The sequence below is a fragment of the Flavobacterium silvaticum genome (assembly GCF_012911565.1).
Taxonomy (GTDB): domain Bacteria; phylum Bacteroidota; class Bacteroidia; order Flavobacteriales; family Flavobacteriaceae; genus Flavobacterium; species Flavobacterium silvaticum.
Map to the genome: position 1 here is coordinate 147,643 of NZ_JAAMPU010000103.1, position 17,057 is coordinate 164,699.

Sequence of the window (17,057 nt, forward strand, 5' to 3'; positions counted from 1 at the left end):
CCCTTTATGCATCAGATAGAAATTCCATTGAGTAAATTGAAACTGGCGAAATTCCTGTTCTTCAGCGTTATATTTTTCGTAATCGGGATTTGGATGATTGTTGCAGATCCTCAGGTCAGTAATCCTGTGTTCAATAATTTCATCGTAAAAAATATCGGGGCGTATGGCAGTCTTCTGATGGGAGTCTTCGGTATTTATTTTTTTTCAAGCAGACTATTTGAAAAAAAACCGGGCCTGATCCTGAACGACAGCGGTATCATCGACTCGATGACTATTTTTAAATTTGGCCTGATTCCCTGGTCAGATATCGTTGGGATTTATGACACAGATGTCCGGACCTCGATGGCATCGAAAGAAAGATTCGTTACCATAGGTCTGGCCCATCCTCAGAAATATATCGTTCGGGAAAGCAACAGGTTTAAACGCAAAATCCTGGAAGCGAATGCCAAAACTTTTGGTTCGCCTATCCATATTTCGACTAATGGATTGAAAATAAAGCATCCGGAATTATTGGCATTGATACGTTCTGAGTTTGAGAAAAGAAATAACCCATCAGGAAGAATGGACTAATTCGCCTGTTCCTGCAACGCCCGAATCTCATCCCGAAACTTCGCGGCCTGCATAAAATCCAGATCCTTCGCCGCCTTTTCCATAGCTTTTCTCAAATCCTTGATTTTTTTATCGGTTTGGGCTTTGGTCAGATATTCCGGTTCGGGTTCGCTGGCTTTTCTAGCAACTTCTTCAAGATATTTTGTCGCCACGGAATTCTTTGCCAACGCATTGTCGAGGCTTTTTTTAAGCGCTTTAGGCTCGAGGTTGTTAGCGATATTGTAAAGTTGCTGTTTCTCCCGCCGGTAATTGGTCTGGTCGATTGTCGCCTGCATTGATTTGGTGATGACATCGGCATACATGATCGCTTTTCCGTTGACGTTACGCGCGGCACGACCGACGGTTTGTGTCAGCGACCGGTTGCTTCGGAGGAAACCTTCCTTATCTGCATCGAGTATCGCGACGAGTGAAACCTCGGGTAAATCCAAACCTTCACGAAGCAGGTTGACACCAATCAGTACATCGAAAATCCCTTTGCGTAAATCCTGCATGATCTCGACACGTTCGAGCGTATCGACTTCGGAATGGATATAGCGGCACCTGATGGCGACTTTGGTTAAATATTTCGTCAGTTCTTCGGCCATACGTTTGGTAAGTGTCGTCACCAAAACACGTTCGTCTAGTTCAACCCGTTGCTGGATTTCCTCTATAAGGTCGTCAATCTGGTTCTTGCTCGGACGGACTTCGATGATCGGGTCGAGCAATCCCGTCGGCCGGATGATCTGTTCCACATAAATACCTTCCGATTTTTCGAGTTCGTAATCGGCAGGTGTCGCGGAAACATACACCACCTGATTCTGCATCGACTCGAATTCCTCGAACTTGAGCGGACGGTTGTCCATAGCGGCAGGCAAGCGGAAACCGTATTCCACGAGGTTTTCCTTTCGAGACCGGTCGCCTCCGTACATGGCCGAAACCTGTGAAATGGTCACGTGGCTTTCATCGACGACCATTAAAAAATCGTTCGGGAAATAATCAAGCAGGCAGAAGGGGCGCGTTCCGGGTAAGCGTCGGTCGAGGTAACGCGAATAGTTCTCGATACCCGAACAATATCCGAGTTCCTTGATCATTTCAAGATCGAAATTGGTGCGTTCCTCGAGACGTTTGGCTTCGAGATGTTTTCCGATCGACTTGAAATAATCGACCTGTTTGACCAAATCCTGTTGTATCTCCCAAATCGCCCCGTGTAAAACTTCAGGCGAAGTGACGAACATATTCGCCGGATAGATATTGAGCCGGTTGTATTTTTCCAGGACTTTGGAACTTCTGGCATCGAAGGCTTCGATTTCCTCGATCTCATCCCCAAAAAAATGGATGCGGAACGGTTCATCCCCATAACTCGGGAAAATTTCAACCGTGTCGCCTTTGATGCGGAAACTTCCCGGGTTGAAATCTGCTTCTGTCCTGGCATACAGACTCTGCACCAGTTTATGCAGCAATTTTGTCCGTGAAATGATTTCCCCTTTATGGATTTCGATTACGTTCTTCTGGAACTCGACCGGGTTCCCGATACCGTATAGGCACGAAACCGATGAAACCACGATGATGTCGCGACGGCCGGAAAGCAGGGCAGAAGTCGTACTGAGCCGCATCTTCTCCAATTCTTCGTTGATCGCGAGATCTTTTTCTATGTAGGTTCCCGTAACCGGAATAAAGGCTTCAGGCTGGTAATAATCGTAGTAAGAGACGAAATATTCCACGGCGTTGTTCGGAAAAAACTGCTTGAATTCCGAATAGAGCTGGGCCGCCAGCGTCTTGTTGTGGGCGAGAACCAAGGTTGGTTTATCGACGTTCGCAATCACGTTCGCCATCGTGAAGGTCTTACCCGAACCCGTAACGCCGAGTAGCGTCTGGAAACGTTCGCCCTGCTTTATCCCATTGGAAAGTTTTTCAATCGCTTGCGGCTGATCGCCAGTAGGTTTGTAATCGGAAATGACCTGGAATTTCATGTCCTAAATATAAGGAGAGTTACCGGTTAACAGGTCATGGTCAACAGTTAAGAATTGCAAAAAAAAACGACAGGCATCGGAAAACTGCAATCCGGTGCCTGCCGCAAAAAAAATACACTCTCTCCGTTTTATTTCCGTTCGATCCAGAAAACGTTGTTCCAGCCTTCGATGACAGTTTTAGGGTCGTTCTTGGTTTTGTCCTGCTTTTCGGCAGGTATGATCTGTTTGTTTTTGACTACGAAATCATAGGTCCATGGCTTGTCTTCTCCCGTTATCTGGACTTTTACGGTGTAATTTCCGTCTGACAGGCTGCTTGTCTTGATGTAATCTTTGGCATCTTTGAATGCAGTGGAATACGGTTTCCATGTGCCGAGGCTTACAGTCTCTTTCTTTTTTTTCATCGGTACGGAAATCATCTTTCCGTCTTTATATAAATCCGCCGTCCATTCTATCGACTTTCCGGTTACGTCAGCATTATTCGGGTCTGGTTTGAAATCGAGGTGGCGGTTGTAATACCCAAAGATCAGGCTTCCCGACGACTGGTTTTCCAGATATCCATATTTTTCCCAAGGGCCTGAAGCATACCAAATGAATGGGATTTTACCATAGGCATCATCATTTGTTTTTTTGTTGACATCGAATTCAAATGAATAGAATTGGGTTCCGCCGGCATAAAAATCCAGACGGTATTTACCCGGTTTGGTAAGTTCGATTTCATTCTTGCTTTTTTCCTCCATAAACGAAATCTGTTTGTCGCCTTCAAAGTAATTTCCGGCCGGATACACGACTTCCTTGATCAGTTGCCCGTCAAGGTAGGTCTTGATCATGCACAGGTTGTAGTCGGTGAGGAAGCTTACACCGTTTCCTTTGGTGTCGCGGTTCGGGATAAAGGTCGCGCGATAGTAATTCGGGCGTAATTCGCCTTCGGTCAAAAGCTCCGTATTATCGAGAAGCGTTTTGAATGTCACGGCCGGCTTTTGCGGATACTGGTTCCAGTCGAGAGCCGTTTTTGAGGCGACGACTTTTTCATCGGATTTTGTCCCTCTTTTGATCAGGCCGCCCAATTGTGCGTGTGATAATTGTGAAAAACTTAAGGCAACAGCAATCAGGAGCGTTGTATTCATTCGTTTCATTTGTCTTGACTTTTAATTGATTGTCGCCCAAAACTAGTCCTGATTTCCTTGTGATTTCAGATAAATGAATATGCGTCCACGGCCTTCGAATATTTGATTGGCACAGTTGAAAATTCGTATTTTGGCTAAGAAACATCGGACGGGAATTATGTCGCAAATGGAATTTTTTGATACACGCAAACCACATTCAGAAGTGCTCCGAAAGTATATTCCGTACTATTATTTCCATACTTCAGGTGAATCGCGGAAAATTATCTTTTACCCGAATACCGTCAATGCGATTACATTCTATAAATCGTCCGAATTGGTTTTCGACGGCAGATATTCTAAAGCGTTTCATCGCCCAAATCATGCGCCGCGTTTTATCTATGCCGGATTGCAGACACAGTATCGGGTTTCTGAAATGGAAGCGCCGTTCGATAAGATTGCCGTGGCTTTTTCGCCTTTGGGAATCAATGCCTTTTTAAAAGTACCGCTGTCGGAAGCCATTGAATCCGGGTTTTTCATCAAGCCGGATCAGTTTGAGAATGAGGCTGCTTTATTCGGTTCGGTTTTTTCGGCAGATGGAATCGAAGAACGCATCCGGATACTCGACGCTTTCTTTTTGAAGCATCTCGTGGGTTTTGAAGACGTATTGCTCGAAAAGACCATAAAATCAATTGAATCATCAGATGGTAAAACCAGTGTTTCAAACCTTGCGGATGCCTTCGGAACCACTACAAAAACATTGAACCGCCGGTTTCGGAAACACCTTAATTGTTCGGTTAAGGAATATCTCGAAGTGGCACAATTCCGCAAATCGTTCAATCATTTCCTCGAATCGGAAAAAGCCGGCTCACTGACTGAATTGGCGTATTCGTTCGATTATTACGACCAGGCTGAATTCACGAAACGCTTCCGCAAAATCACTGGGATCAATCCGAAGAAATTATTTAAGGACGTCGAAAAATTCGGAACGGAATCCTTATTCTGGAGTGTCACGGAATAATGTCCCGATTTTACAATTCCACCAAAGAGAACGCGGGTATTTTTACACCAAATCTATCGTATGAAAATTGTGTCTTTTGTCTTGTTTGCGTTCATGTCGATTGTACTGTCGGCCCAGAATAAAGTTACCCTTATTGTAGATGTTCCCAATGCTGCCGATGAGGTTTACATTACCGGAAACCAGGACGTCCTGGGGAATTGGGATCCGAAAAAAATCAAACTCGAAGCATCGGGTAAAACACAACGTATGATTTCAGTTCCGTTGGATTTTCCGGCAGAATTCAAGTTTACGCAAGGCAGTTGGGAATCTCAGGCGGTACTGACTTCGCTTGATGACGAATCTAATCTCAAACTGCTCAAACCTGCCGATACGGTTCGTTACCAAATCAAAGGCTGGCACAATTCGATCGCTTTTGATCAGCGTATCATTACAAGTGAAATCCGTCATTTGAAGTCGGTGTATTTTCCATCAGAAGACCGGATCATGAAAATCCGGTTGCCAAAAAACTACGACAGCCAGAAGAAATATCCGGTTATAGTGGCTCTTGACGGCTATTCGTTATTTGACCTTATTGCAGATACATCGAACAGCCTGTCATCGAACAACACCATTCCGGAATGCATTGTTGTTGGCGTTTACCATAACAACCGGGGTTTTGAGACGAATCCGAATTTTGGGATGAACAAAGAAATTGCTGAAAATATTTTCAATCCCGGATCTGAAAAATTAAGCCTTTTCCTGACCAAAGAAGTCATGCCGCTGCTTGAAAAAGACTATTCGGTTTCAGGATATTTTTCACTTGTCGGGCATTCGAACACAGCTCATTTCGTGTCGCGCCAGATGCTTCGGAAACACAATCCGTTCCGTGGTATTATCGCCATGTCGATGTATAGCACGCCGAATTTCATTGCGGATATCGATGCGTTTTTAAAGTCGCCGGAAAATAATGGAAAGAGCTATTTTTTGGCGTATGGCAAAAAGGATTTCGGGACGGAAGAAGCACCTGAAGCCTTGCTCAAAGACAACGATTCTTTTGTCGTTTCATTCGATGCCAAAGGGTATAATGCGACTCATGTAAGCCTTCCGCAAAGTGCTGTAATCGACGGATTGTTGCAGCTTTTTCCGGCGTATGGCAATTTTGAAGATTTTGATCAGAACGTATTGAAAGACCGAATGAGGCTGGAAGATTACCTGACTTCATATTCCAAAAAAATAAAGGCAGATTATGGTATCGATGTCAATATGCAAGAAGATACCGATAATTTATATGATTGCATAAAAGAACAAATTGTGCGCGGAGCGGACGTTGAAAAGTATAGTGAATGGCTGGCTGTTGCGAGCAAAAAACATACAGTTTCCCATTTGGACATGGCCTGGGATTTTTATCGGATGAAGTCCTGGAAACAAGCGGCTGAAAACTACGAAGCGTACCTAAACGGAACCGAACTTTCCGGGCTCAGGCATCATTCGGCAAATGTCGCGGAAGTCTATTCGGCTCTGAAACAACCTGAAAAAGCGATTGGTTTTATGGAAAAAGCCATTGTAATCCAGCCGGAAAACGAATTGTTTTTCCGGCATTGGATCGCAAATATCTGCACGGAAAATAAAATAGAGAAAGCCAAAGCAAAAAAGGCGATTGCGTTTTGCAGGAAAAATTTCAAACCGAACATTTACTTTTCCATTTCGGATATGGATGAATTGGAAAACCGGCTCAAAACTTATTGATCCAGGTTTTTCCAGTCTGTTTTTTGAATTGCATATTCAAAACTCGGATTTCCGTTTTTGGTGATTTCCCTGACTTTTTTCGCACCTGTTTTCATCGTGCCTTGCTGCGACCGGAAATTCATCGGTGCAATATGGAACACTATCGCATCTACAAATTGGAAGGCATAATCGATCAATAGTTTTTTGACCGATTGGTTGTAGGTTCCGCCCCAGAATTCCTTAGCTAGAAAGGTGTAACCGATGGCGATTTGTTTTTTATCAGCATCAAAATCATAATAGCGTGTCGAGCCGATGATTTGGCCGCTGATTTTATCAATGATCTTAAATGATGAATTTCCGTTTATCGCATCGTCGAAGAACTTTTGGAAAACCTCGCGTTTGTATCGGTCGTTTGCCGGATGCTGTTCCCAGATCAGTGGATCGGAAGCGACCACATAGACAGCTTCAAAGTCCGTTGCATCCATCGGCACAAGCGAAACAATATCGCTTTCCAGGAAATCAGGTTGCCAGTTTATCTCCATCAGAATTTTCGGATTATGACCACGCCCGCAATGACCAAAGCGACACCAATGACTTTCATGAAATTGATTGGGTTCTGTTGGGCGACGAGAATGTTGAAATGTTCCAATAACATGGAGACGATCATTTGTCCGGCAACGACCAATCCGAAAGTCAAGCCTGGTCCGAGCCTTGGAAACGCAAGGATGATTACCGTCACATAAAACGCTCCGAGCAATCCGCCAATCCAGGCGTAAGACGGTGCTTCGCGGATTCCGGCCCATGAAACCTGTTGGCGCGTCACAAGAATGTAAAGGATCAGGCTCACGGCTCCGACGATGAAGGAGAACATGGAAGCATACACCGGGTTTTCGGCAGCTTTTCCGAGTTTCGAATTGAGTCCGGCCTGAATAGGCAAAAAGGCGCCTGAAAGCAGGGCGAGGAAAATCCAGATGAGTTTATTCATGATAGCTGTTTGGATGGATTGACAAGTTGTATCAAACCAAAAGTGGAATTGTTTTTCCTCAAATCCAAATCTCTTCCGGACTTTAAAGCAGATTTTGTTGCTGCAATTGTCTTTCGGCGGCTTTTGCAGCTTGTTTTTTCCGATACATCAAACCAATGATCCAAACTGCAAGCAGCGTAATGAGAATCACCGTTTTGATTGTATTCAATTCCCCGAAAAAGTTATTGAGTGAATGAAAAGCGGAAACAGCCATGAGTGAATTAGTAGTATTGGCAACTTTCCCGATTCCCCAACTTCCCAGGACCAAAATTCCAAAAAAGACCAGATTGGAAGTGCTGAATTCAAAATTCAAATGCCACAAAAACCAAAGCGTGGCAACGATGAGCACATTTTGCAGCAGCGGCAAAGGTTTCAATTCCTGTTGTAAAAATCCTCTCCAGCCTATTTCTTCCAATAATCCGTAAATCAAAATGGAAAGCACGGTCATTACCGGGAAACTTCCGTCTTTGAAATAGGCAGAAGCACAAATTAGTACAATGGGTAACATCCAATACAGTACAAACGGATAGATCAATTTCTTATAATTTCCCTTGAGTGACATGACGGGTTTTATCTTAAAAGCTATAAAAACCACTATAGCACCAACGGCCGGCCCGATTCCGTGTAGTATCAGCCTGAGATAGTCGTTTGAAACAATGTCAAGGATTTCTGTTTTATTCGTCAGATATCTTAATGCAACTGCAACGATATAAAAGAGTGCAATGGAGGGAATGTTCACTTTTGATTTCATGGTTTTGTGTTTTTATTTTTGTCAAAAGTAAAAGGCAGCATCGGGATAGTTCTTGACGTTGGGTAAGAAATAAAAATACTATTGTTTTTTCCTGATGCGGCTCAGGCTTTCGGCCGTAACTCCCAAATAAGAAGCGATTGTCTTTAAGGAAGTCCGTTGGAAAATTTCCGGACGTTCCTTTATCAGCTTTGAATAACGTTCGCCGGGCGTGAGTGTCAGCAGGTTTATTTGTTCCGATTGCTTGCGGATGAACATCACATCAGAAATCGCCTTTCCTATAAAAAGACCGGTAGCCGATCTTGAATACAATTTGTTCAATTCGGTATGACTGATAGACCAGATTACTGCATCTTCAAGACATTCCGTTTTGATTACGGTTGGCGTTTGGGTAAGCAGCGACAAATAATCACTGAAAAACTGCTTCTCGTAAAACAGGTTGATGCAAATATCCTTTGCGTCATTCAGTACGAAATGTGCCGCAGAGCCGGAAATAAGTATGTTGATGTATTTTTCCGAGGTGTTATATTCTTTGATGATTTCGTTTTTTTGAAAAATCCTGACTTCCAGATTCTTCGAGAATTCGGCCCATACAGTAAGATCGGCTATATAATAAGGATCGAAGATTTGTTTTACTTTTTCAGGTGTAGGTTCCATAATTAGCCACAATCATATTATTAATCCCTCGATCCTTTCCTCTTGAAATGCGTAGCCAACATAGTGGTTTTGCGGTCGAATGGCAGGATGTGTCATTACCCGATTTGTTTCGTCAGCATATCAAGTTGCTTCAGCAGTTTCGGATTCCGGTATTCGCCGGACATATGCGATATATTTTGAGTGGCATTTTCAAGATCGATTCCAATCGCTGTGATGTAAAGCGGGTTTTTGCTTTCGCCCCGGAACAATTCCTTTTTTTTGTCTTTGACAGATACGAAATTCGTTTTGGCCACACCTGTGACGGGATATTTCCGATGAAGGCTTTCGTATAAATGTCCGCCCAAACCAAGCTTGGAATCGTCATCCAAAAACACGTACCCGTCAACCACAATCGCCTCGATCGCATCCATGTCCACTTTTTTCAGGATGCTCAAAATGCATGGCAATTCCCTTTTGTAGAATTCCCCGGGAACGTATTCGGCTGATATTTCTGTTTCTTCGATATAATGCCCCTCAAAATCGCCACTCTCCCAATGCCTGAAAACGATGGCTACAGTCCTGGCTTTGTTCCCGTAATAATAGGTATCGACGGCTGCTATCATTATTCGCGTGTGATTCCGTTCATAAAAATGGTGTCATAGATAGAAGAGAAACGTACCGTGTAACTATGATTGAAATCCATTACTTTATTGGTTCTGGAAAAGAAAGGTATCTCTGCCTCAAATTTAAAAGAGGAACCATTTTCCACATCAATAAGTGTGATGAGAACCAATTTTTCAAAAAAACCATCTTCACTTTCAAATGATATGACTTCGTCGTATAGGTTTTTAGTCCAGATTTCTGTCTTTTCCACAATCTTGTCGAAATTAAGGGAAATGATACGCGTGAAAGATTCGGCTAACTTTGTTTTGCCATGCTTATCAAACAATTCCTTATCTATTATGATCTCGACTTCGTGCTTTCCAATAAAGGTCTGGCAGATATATTTGTTGTCACTTTCTGAAAAAGTGAAATCGAATACCAGGTTTCCGTGTGTTATTTTCATTGTCTTGGTTTAATTCCGGATTCAGTAGGTCAATCCATCAACCCGTTGAGCTTCAAATACTGCAGTAACATAACAGTTTTGGCATCACAAATTTCGCCGCTAGCAATCTTTGCCATTGCCTCGTCGAACGGCATTTCAATAATATCGATGTGTTCGTGTTCGGCATCTAATCCGCCGCCGGCACTTTGCTTCATTTCCTTAGTATATTCGGCGACGAATAAGTACAGGATTTCGGTCACGGCTCCCGGAGACATATAGCATTCATAGGCCTTGGTGACTTTATCGATGTGATAACCGGTTTCTTCTTCGGCTTCGCGGATAACGGTTTTTGCCGGATCATCTTCGTCCATCAAACCGGCGCATGCTTCTATGAGCATTCCGGATTTATTTCCGTTGAGGTACGTAGGAAGCCTGAATTGCCGGATCAGGATAACCGAATTATAGTCGCGGTTATATAACAATACAGATGCGCCATTCCCGCGATCGTACACTTCACGTGTCTGGGTTTCGTTTATATCGCCCAATTCATATTTGAACCTGTATTTTTTGAGGATGTAATGATTGTCAGAAAGCAAATCTGAACGCTCAATGGTAATTTTAGGATCTTTCATAGTTTGTTTTTCAGGGCCGGTTTCCCGCTTTTTGCTTCAAGTTTTCCAATTAAAGACCGTTTCTGGTCGCGCCTTCGTGGCTTCCGTTGGTCGCCCCGCTTTCACGCCAGTCACAGGTTTTTAATATGTAAAAGCTTTCCACGTCAATCGGGGGCAGGCAATCGGTATTATAAATCATAACATTCCATCAGTAGCAAATCGCCGCTTGTGTAGGAAATTTTGACCAGTCCGTCTTCGCTCACCTCGTTACTATTCCCCGATTTGTATCCGAGGATCAATTCATCATCCGTCAACTCCCATTTAAGGTTTTGCGTCATGATACCGCCGGCTTTTCCCACAGGAATCAACGAGATTGGGCTGCCTTTCGTATACCACTTCTCAAATTTGTCCGGGCAACGGAAAATCTTTGAATAATCGTCGAGCATCACAATCTTGATCTTATCCTGGAAACGGACAATATTGGTCATGTTAGAAATACTGTGATCGGCCCGTTTTCCGGTCGCCCATACAATGTTTACCGCAGGGAATTTCCGGTCGATGAGAAAATCGATGGCTTTTTCCAGATCGGTTTTATCCTGATCCGGTGTGTGTATAATTTCGATGGGGAATTGGAGCGATGAAAATTCGTCCGGTGTGAAATTGTGGTCGAAATCACCCAGCAACACATCGACCTTAATATTCAATGCAGCCACACGTTCGATCGCCGAATCGAGCACGACTACAAAAGGCGACCATTCCAAAAGCTGGTTGAGTAATTCCATGCTGCAGGCTTCGCCGTTAGCTATGATCAATGCGGGTTCCTGGTCGTCTCGGACTATGTGGTGGGAAGACAAATTATTGATTATTTTTTATTGTTATTATTTATTCCGACTGATGACAAGCAATATCTATTTATAATGTTCATAGAATTTGTTGCTGAAGATTTCTTCGGGGTCGTATTTTCTTTTGAGTTCGAAAAAAGCATCGGCTTGCGGATACGATTTTCGCATTTTATTGCGGTCGATATGCAATCGGTAAGGCAAATAGAACGTCCCGCCGTTTTTGATTGCGGCATCGACCAATTGATTTGTCAGTTGCTTCATGTCTTTCTACTGCTCATCGGTTTTTCTCTGATTGAACAAAAGTACAAAGCCAAACACATCTTCCCGTGCATAATTCATAAATGAATCGCTGTCCTTTTTTACGCCACGGACGGTAATGTTGAGCAAATCGCATCTCGATCGTTTCAAAATGGGTTTCATGTCTTCGATGAATTGATCCAGATTGCGTTCGGGGATAAAGTATTCCTGTAAAATATCGGTCGAATTCGGGTCTTTGTTTTCGATCAATGAGACATGGTCGTTGAGTAATTCATTTCTGGTGAAACTCACGAATTTGCCTGCTTTGTTCATTCCGGTTTCCAAATCCCAACGCAATCTTTTACCATATTCGCTGTTGACGCTGCTGCGGAAAACCAGCCGTTTGGTTTCGTTGTCATCTTCCGGTTGATTGGCCAGCGGAATTGGTTTAACAGGAACTTCTTCAAAGAAATTAAGCGTCGCATCTTCGAGGAAATGCTTGTCGGAAACACGCAACCGGCCAAAGACAAGCTTCACTTTTGGGTTATCGGCTACAAATTTCCTGTAGTTCTTCAGATAATTATCGGCATTTAGCCTGACATATTTGTACTGCAAACTGATGTTATCGACCACATGCAATTTCACATCGAGGATAATCCCGAAAAGCCCGTAACCGCCAAGCACCAGTTTAAATAATTCCGGGTTTTCGGTTCGGCTGCAATTGCGGATTTCTCCTTTGGCGTCCATCAGCGTAAACGAAAGGACGCTTGACGAAACCGGAGGCGATTCCTTTTGCCAGCCGTGTCCGTTGACGCTCATCGATCCGCCTATGGAAAACGAGCTGAATGCCTGCATCACGGCAACCGATTTTCCGTGCTTGTCGAGATAGGCAATCGCATCTTCCCAAAGTGCCCCGGAACCAATGGTCAGGACATTGGCAACCGTATCGAGTTCGATATTTTTATACGGAAGCATGTTAAGCACGATTCCATCCGGGTAAATGGTATGACCGCCCATACTGTGGCGTGCACCGGCGATTGAGATTTTTAGGTTGTTTTTATGAGCATATTTTAAGATAGACCTGAGTTGGCTTACAATTTCATCTTTATCTTTTGCGACCGGAATTATCGTGTCGACTTTAGTCAGGTTGAGCTCGCTGACATCATTGGCATATCCTTTTGGAGTTTGTATCCGCTGATCAGATTCGAACCATTTTGTCTTCAAAACGTGTATCACGGGAACGGCGAAGAACAGCAGCAGAGCCAACAATCCGATGAGCCAATAATGCTTTTTCTTCATTTGCAGATTCTTCAGCCAGACAATAAATAATTAGCAATAAAAATAATTAATAATTTTTCCCGAGCACATAGTCGCGGCTCATCGTAAGGCTTTCAAAAACATCGCACGTGCTTTCGTCCTGTTCTATGAACCAGTGTTTGAGGCCGGCTCTGTCGCGTGCTTTGAAGATTCTGTCGAAATCTATGGTTCCGTTGCCGACTTCGGTAAATATTTGGGTTCCGGCAGCCATATCCTTGACATGCCATAACTGGAAACGACCCGGATAGCTGTCGAAATAAGCTATCGGATCCAAACCTGCTTTTGAAATCCAGTATAAATCGAGTTCCATGGCAACGAATTCGGGCGATGTGTTCTGGATGATATGATCGTATGCCGTCGATTCGCCTAGCTTTTCAAATTCAAAATCGTGGTTGTGATAGGCCAGTTGTATTCCGGATGGTTTAGAGATACGACCGCATTTTTCGAGAATTTCAGGTAATTTCCGATAGATCTCTGAATTGCGTTCCAACGGATCGAGCCACGCACAGGCCATAAATCCAACCTGCAAAGCTGCCATGTCTTCTACCGCTTTTTCCCATCCGTAAAGCAATGTTCCTTTGGCCTGGCTTTGCTGGCCGAGCATGTGGTGCGAACTCACGGCTTTGAGACCTGCATCGGCGAGCATTTTTTTGAATTCCGGAATCGATAGTCCGAATAACTTTCCGGCTTCGTAACCGTATAATTCCACTTCGGAAAATCCAAGTTTCGCGATTTTTTGGAGTGTTTCAGCCGGATTTTTGGACATCGCATCCCGAACCGTGTAGAGTTGCATTCCAAGTGATTTTTTAGTTGTACCGGGAAATGCAAAAGAAGGTGCAACATACATAGATGCTGCACCTAATGCAAGTGTCTGAAGAAACGATCGGCGTTGCATAAAAGGGTTTTGATAACCCTAATGTAGCTATTCTACCACATAATCCAGCGTATCGGCTTCGCTTACCCGGAAATATCCGAGTGCGTAATTGGATGCGTTTGTGGTGTTTATCAGATTTCCCCTGACCGTAGCGGCAGTTGTCGCAAACGGATTACCGCCTCCGGCATTTTCAATAAGCCTGCGGATGTATTCGTGATAACGTCGCGAAACCGCATGGAATGTGAAGCTAACGGTTTGTCCGGCTTCGAGGTCTTCGTCAGAAAAGAAACCGAACGATTCGTTTCCGTTAAAGAATTCATCAGAAAAGGTATCGAGTTCCGGAAAGGCAAGCACCGGCGCTTCGGTACGCACGTAGTAATAGTTTTCTACATTGGCATCGTCCTGGAAAAAGAAGCGGACTTCAATTTCATCGCCTAAAAAACCACCGTCGTTATCCTGTATGACATGGGAAATATCCGGAACACTGTGCAATGTTTCTGTTGCGGTAAAGATTTCGTTTTGGTAAACGACCGAAAGCACATACGTCTGTTCGAGTTCCGGAACAAAATTATCGCATACATAATTTCCGGTTCCCAAATCTTCGGTGAATTCGAATGTAGTTCCGGAAGCATTTGTGATCGATACGATCGCACCCGAAACTACGGGAATTGTCGTGTCATAATATCCGGTGGTTGTGGTTAACCGGACAACCTGGTGATGGCCGTCGGTTCCTTTGATCCAGTCGATTCCTGCGTCGACGACCAATCGAGGTGGCGCGGTTTCGAGATCTACGCTGACGACTTCTTCGCAAGAGAATAACGAGACGCATAACAGACTTGCCAGTATATATTTGATGCTGTTCATGGCTTAGAATTTAAAATTGTAGGTTACACTTGGGATGATCCCGAAAATGGACAATCGGACCGCTTCGTTCGCGCCCGTATCTTCATTCTGCCGGAAAGAGATAGACGCCGAATTCATGCGGTTATACAGATTATAGATGCTGAAAACCCATTCGCTCTGCCAACCCTTCTTCTTTTGAGGTTTTCCCACATAGGTCGCTGAAATATCAAGGTGATGATAAGCCGGAAGCCGTTCTTCGTTTCTCAGACCGTAATTCGGGACGATTATGCCCTGGTATTCGTATTGTCCATTCGGGAACGTGGCCGGTTGACCCGATTGCAAGGCAAAATTGGCCCCGAAACTCCACTTCTCGGTGTATTTATAAGATGCCGTGACGGCAAGATTGTGCAATTTGTCATAACCGGTTTTATACCATTGGCCGTCGTTGATTCCCGGGCCGGAAGCATTTCCGCCAGGCGTCTGTTGTTCCGATCTGGAAAGCGTATAGGAAACCCAACCGTTCAATCGGCCTGAATTTTTCCGAACGAGGACTTCGAGCCCATACGCACGCGCACGGCCCGGAAGTACGACCTGTTCGATCGCGTCATTTCCAATAAGGTCGGCACCATCGATGTAATCGACGCGGTTCTTTAGTTTTTTGTAGAATACTTCGGTTTCAAGTGAATAAGCCCCATCCTTGAAATTACGGAAATAACCGAGCGCATATTGGTCCTGTATCTGAGGCTTGAGATAATTATCGGCAGGCGCCCAAACATCCAAAGGCGTCGGCGAACTCGTATTTGAAATCAAGTGCAAATATTGTGTCGTGCGGTTATAGCTCGCTTTGACCGATTGGTCCGAAGTAATTTCATAAGCCACCGAAGCGCGAGGTTCGAGATTATTGAAATGGGCTATGGTTTCTCCTTTTGAATATTCCCGCGTTCCGATCGGGTCGGCTTTTTCGTATAGGCCGAGTTCGGAATTGTACACGACGGGTTGGTCGTTGGCATAAAGGTTATAGGATTGTGCGCCCAATCTGTAGAAAAGGCTGTATCTCAAACCGTAATTGACGGTGAATTTGGAACCGAGTTCCTGTTCGGCTTCGAGGTAAATGGCGGGTTCGAAAGCATGTTTCTGTTCCAGCGTACGTGCAATGACGCCTGATGTTTCGTTGGACGGCGTAATTTCTCCCGGATTGAAATCGTAATAAATGGCATTCAATCCGTAGAACAATTTGAATTTGTCCGACAGGTAATGCTTGAAATCATATTTGATGTTGTAGTTCTTGATTCCCGAATCCCAGTTGAAGCCAATGAAATCAAGGTTCAGCCCGTAATAATAATCACTGTAGATGAGTGACAGGTTCGAAAAAAGTTTCTCTGAAAACAAATGGTTCCATCTTAAGTTGAGAACCGTATTCCCGTATTTATTATTGAAATTGTCGTTGATGTCGATTACGTCACGCCCGAAATATCCCGACAGATACAAATTGTTATTGTCGTTGAGCTTGTAATTCAGTTTGGTGTTGAGGTCATAGAAATAAGCGGAGTTGTCGTTATCGGTCAGCTTCAGGAACAAATGCGCATACGAAGCGCGTGCGGCCACAAGGAACGATCCTTTTTCCTTTACGATTGGGCCTTCCCCCATCAATCGGCTCGAAATCAAACCGATGCCGCCGCTTGCATGGAATTCGTTGCTGTTGCCGTCTTTCTGGTAGATTTCAAGTACCGATGACACGCGTCCTCCGTATCTCGCTGGAATGCCGCCTTTGTACAATTTGAGGTCTTTGATGGCATCTGAATTAAACACCGAAAAGAACCCGAAAAGGTGTGAGGAATTGTAAACGGTAGCTTCATCGAGCAGAATCAGGTTCTGGTCTGCGGCACCGCCCCGGACGTTGAAACCCGAAGCACCTTCACCCGCATTCGTAACGCCCGGAAGCGAAAGGATTGATTTAAGCACATCGGTTTCACCCAAAACCACAGGCATACGCTTAATTTCGGCAACGGTCATTTTATTGACGCTCATTTCCGGTTTGCGGATGTTGGTTTTTGGGTTATCGGAAGAAACCACCACTTCCGATAATTGCTGGCTGTCGGAAGAAACCTTGAAATTCTGACGCGTATTGCTGTTCAAAGTGACCGTTTGCTGTTGGTCGAGAAAACCGACGTAAGTGATTTTTACGGTGTACGTTCCGGGTGGAAGGCTGATGGAGTAAAATCCGTACTCGTTGGTCGTGGTACCGGATTTCGTTTCCACGACATACACGCTTGCACCTATGAGGGTTTCGTTGTTCGAGCTGTCTGAAATAGTTCCGGAAAGTGTGAATTGTTGCGCCAGGATTTGCTGTCCGGCAAAAAGGCATAAGAGCCAGATAAGGCAGTTTTTCATGAATGTTGGGTTGATGATGATGATGATTGTGAAAGCGGCAAATGTACTGCCTCATGCCGCTTAGGTGTTCCGATTTATAGAATCGAACAACTTATTCTCTTGGTGC

General features: G+C 44.3%; 18 protein-coding genes. 3 read left to right on the forward strand and 15 right to left on the reverse strand.

The features are described from left to right. The first annotated feature begins 6 nt into the window (after positions 1–6). Positions 7–570, forward strand: coding sequence for an STM3941 family protein (locus G6047_RS07740; protein WP_169527021.1), 564 nt, complete (start codon positions 7–9; stop codon positions 568–570). Here the strand turns inward: G6047_RS07740 and uvrB are convergent. After that, positions 567–2,558, reverse strand: a complete 1,992-nt coding sequence (uvrB, locus tag G6047_RS07745) for an excinuclease ABC subunit UvrB (protein WP_169527023.1) — start codon at positions 2,556–2,558, stop codon at positions 567–569. The genes G6047_RS07740 and uvrB overlap by 4 nt on opposite strands. A gap of 128 nt (positions 2,559–2,686) precedes the next feature. Next, a complete protein-coding gene (locus tag G6047_RS07750) occupies positions 2,687–3,682 on the reverse strand; it encodes a hypothetical protein (RefSeq protein WP_169527025.1) in 996 nt (331 codons plus the stop codon). A gap of 166 nt (positions 3,683–3,848) precedes the next feature. On the opposite strand from G6047_RS07750, the gene G6047_RS07755 reads away from it, so the two are divergent. Both G6047_RS07755 and G6047_RS07760 read left to right on the forward strand, forming a co-directional pair. Further along, positions 3,849–4,679 (forward strand): helix-turn-helix domain-containing protein, encoded by an 831-nt coding sequence (locus G6047_RS07755; protein WP_169527027.1) that lies wholly within the window; start codon positions 3,849–3,851, stop codon positions 4,677–4,679. A 60-nt stretch (positions 4,680–4,739) separates the two neighbouring features. Then, positions 4,740–6,404: an alpha/beta hydrolase-fold protein gene (locus tag G6047_RS07760; RefSeq protein WP_169527029.1), complete on the forward strand. Its 1,665-nt coding sequence runs from the start codon at positions 4,740–4,742 to the stop codon at positions 6,402–6,404. On the opposite strand, the gene G6047_RS07765 is transcribed toward G6047_RS07760, so the two are convergent. The 13 genes from G6047_RS07765 to G6047_RS07820 form a co-directional block, all read right to left on the reverse strand. Beyond that, positions 6,398–6,925, reverse strand: coding sequence for a GNAT family N-acetyltransferase (locus tag G6047_RS07765; RefSeq protein WP_169527030.1), 528 nt, complete (start codon positions 6,923–6,925; stop codon positions 6,398–6,400). The two genes, G6047_RS07760 and G6047_RS07765, sit on opposite strands and share 7 nt — an antisense overlap. Continuing rightward, complete coding sequence (locus tag G6047_RS07770) at positions 6,925–7,368, reverse strand: DMT family transporter (protein ID WP_169527032.1); 444 nt, start codon at positions 7,366–7,368, stop codon at positions 6,925–6,927. Before G6047_RS07770 ends, G6047_RS07765 begins: the two co-directional genes overlap by 1 nt. 82 nt (positions 7,369–7,450) lie before the next feature. Further along, positions 7,451–8,158, reverse strand: a complete 708-nt coding sequence (locus G6047_RS07775) for a CPBP family intramembrane glutamic endopeptidase (RefSeq protein WP_169527034.1) — start codon at positions 8,156–8,158, stop codon at positions 7,451–7,453. Positions 8,159–8,236: 78 nt separating this feature from the next. Beyond that, complete coding sequence (locus tag G6047_RS07780) at positions 8,237–8,812, reverse strand: Crp/Fnr family transcriptional regulator (protein ID WP_211165403.1); 576 nt, start codon at positions 8,810–8,812, stop codon at positions 8,237–8,239. Positions 8,813–8,907: 95 nt separating this feature from the next. Continuing rightward, on the reverse strand, positions 8,908–9,414 hold the full coding sequence (locus G6047_RS07785; RefSeq protein ID WP_169527035.1) for an endonuclease V: 507 nt from the start codon (positions 9,412–9,414) through the stop codon (positions 8,908–8,910). After that, positions 9,414–9,857, reverse strand: a complete 444-nt coding sequence (locus G6047_RS07790; RefSeq protein WP_169527036.1) for a hypothetical protein — start codon at positions 9,855–9,857, stop codon at positions 9,414–9,416. The genes G6047_RS07785 and G6047_RS07790 overlap by 1 nt, the downstream gene beginning before the upstream one ends. Positions 9,858–9,886: 29 nt before the next feature. Beyond that, positions 9,887–10,468 carry an NUDIX domain-containing protein gene (locus G6047_RS07795; RefSeq protein ID WP_169527037.1) on the reverse strand — a complete coding sequence of 194 codons (582 nt, stop codon included), beginning with the start codon at positions 10,466–10,468 and terminating at the stop codon, positions 9,887–9,889. Between the two features lie 167 nt (positions 10,469–10,635). Continuing rightward, positions 10,636–11,301 carry a thiamine diphosphokinase gene (locus tag G6047_RS07800; RefSeq protein WP_169527038.1) on the reverse strand — a complete coding sequence of 222 codons (666 nt, stop codon included), beginning with the start codon at positions 11,299–11,301 and terminating at the stop codon, positions 10,636–10,638. Positions 11,302–11,355: 54 nt separating this feature from the next. Further along, positions 11,356–11,550 carry a hypothetical protein gene (locus tag G6047_RS16715; RefSeq protein WP_211165404.1) on the reverse strand — a complete coding sequence of 65 codons (195 nt, stop codon included), beginning with the start codon at positions 11,548–11,550 and terminating at the stop codon, positions 11,356–11,358. A gap of 6 nt (positions 11,551–11,556) precedes the next feature. After that, the gene (locus G6047_RS07805) at positions 11,557–12,825 is read right to left on the reverse strand and encodes an FAD-binding oxidoreductase (protein WP_211165405.1); all 1,269 of its coding nucleotides are present in this window, start codon (positions 12,823–12,825) and stop codon (positions 11,557–11,559) included. A 46-nt stretch (positions 12,826–12,871) separates the two neighbouring features. Next, entirely contained in the window at positions 12,872–13,738 is an 867-nt protein-coding gene (locus G6047_RS07810; RefSeq protein ID WP_169527039.1) for a sugar phosphate isomerase/epimerase family protein, read from the reverse strand. Between the two features lie 27 nt (positions 13,739–13,765). Beyond that, positions 13,766–14,581 (reverse strand): DUF4249 family protein, encoded by an 816-nt coding sequence (locus G6047_RS07815; protein ID WP_169527040.1) that lies wholly within the window; start codon positions 14,579–14,581, stop codon positions 13,766–13,768. A gap of 3 nt (positions 14,582–14,584) precedes the next feature. Continuing rightward, entirely contained in the window at positions 14,585–16,951 is a 2,367-nt protein-coding gene (locus G6047_RS07820) for a TonB-dependent receptor (RefSeq protein WP_169527041.1), read from the reverse strand. Positions 16,952–17,057: the final 106 nt, after the last annotated feature.

Bases quoted from the DNA above. Each gene is read 5' to 3' on its own strand.
- G6047_RS07750 (WP_169527025.1), bottom strand. From the start codon at position 3,682: ATGAATACAACGCTCCTGATTGCTGTTGCCTTAAGTTTTTCACAATTA.
- G6047_RS07775 (WP_169527034.1), bottom strand. From the start codon at position 8,158: ATGAAATCAAAAGTGAACATTCCCTCCATTGCACTCTTTTATATCGTT.
- G6047_RS07740 (WP_169527021.1), top strand. From the start codon at position 7: ATGCATCAGATAGAAATTCCATTGAGTAAATTGAAACTGGCGAAATTC.
- G6047_RS07815 (WP_169527040.1), bottom strand. From the start codon at position 14,581: ATGAACAGCATCAAATATATACTGGCAAGTCTGTTATGCGTCTCGTTA.
- G6047_RS16715 (WP_211165404.1), bottom strand. From the start codon at position 11,550: ATGAAGCAACTGACAAATCAATTGGTCGATGCCGCAATCAAAAACGGC.
- G6047_RS07770 (WP_169527032.1), bottom strand. From the start codon at position 7,368: ATGAATAAACTCATCTGGATTTTCCTCGCCCTGCTTTCAGGCGCCTTT.
- G6047_RS07765 (WP_169527030.1), bottom strand. From the start codon at position 6,925: ATGGAGATAAACTGGCAACCTGATTTCCTGGAAAGCGATATTGTTTCG.
- G6047_RS07795 (WP_169527037.1), bottom strand. From the start codon at position 10,468: ATGAAAGATCCTAAAATTACCATTGAGCGTTCAGATTTGCTTTCTGAC.
- G6047_RS07820 (WP_169527041.1), bottom strand. From the start codon at position 16,951: ATGAAAAACTGCCTTATCTGGCTCTTATGCCTTTTTGCCGGACAGCAA.
- G6047_RS07805 (WP_211165405.1), bottom strand. From the start codon at position 12,825: ATGAAGAAAAAGCATTATTGGCTCATCGGATTGTTGGCTCTGCTGCTG.
- G6047_RS07790 (WP_169527036.1), bottom strand. From the start codon at position 9,857: ATGAAAATAACACACGGAAACCTGGTATTCGATTTCACTTTTTCAGAA.
- G6047_RS07810 (WP_169527039.1), bottom strand. From the start codon at position 13,738: ATGCAACGCCGATCGTTTCTTCAGACACTTGCATTAGGTGCAGCATCT.
- G6047_RS07760 (WP_169527029.1), top strand. From the start codon at position 4,740: ATGAAAATTGTGTCTTTTGTCTTGTTTGCGTTCATGTCGATTGTACTG.
- G6047_RS07780 (WP_211165403.1), bottom strand. From the start codon at position 8,812: ATGGAACCTACACCTGAAAAAGTAAAACAAATCTTCGATCCTTATTAT.
- G6047_RS07785 (WP_169527035.1), bottom strand. From the start codon at position 9,414: ATGATAGCAGCCGTCGATACCTATTATTACGGGAACAAAGCCAGGACT.
- uvrB (WP_169527023.1), bottom strand. From the start codon at position 2,558: ATGAAATTCCAGGTCATTTCCGATTACAAACCTACTGGCGATCAGCCG.
- G6047_RS07755 (WP_169527027.1), top strand. From the start codon at position 3,849: ATGGAATTTTTTGATACACGCAAACCACATTCAGAAGTGCTCCGAAAG.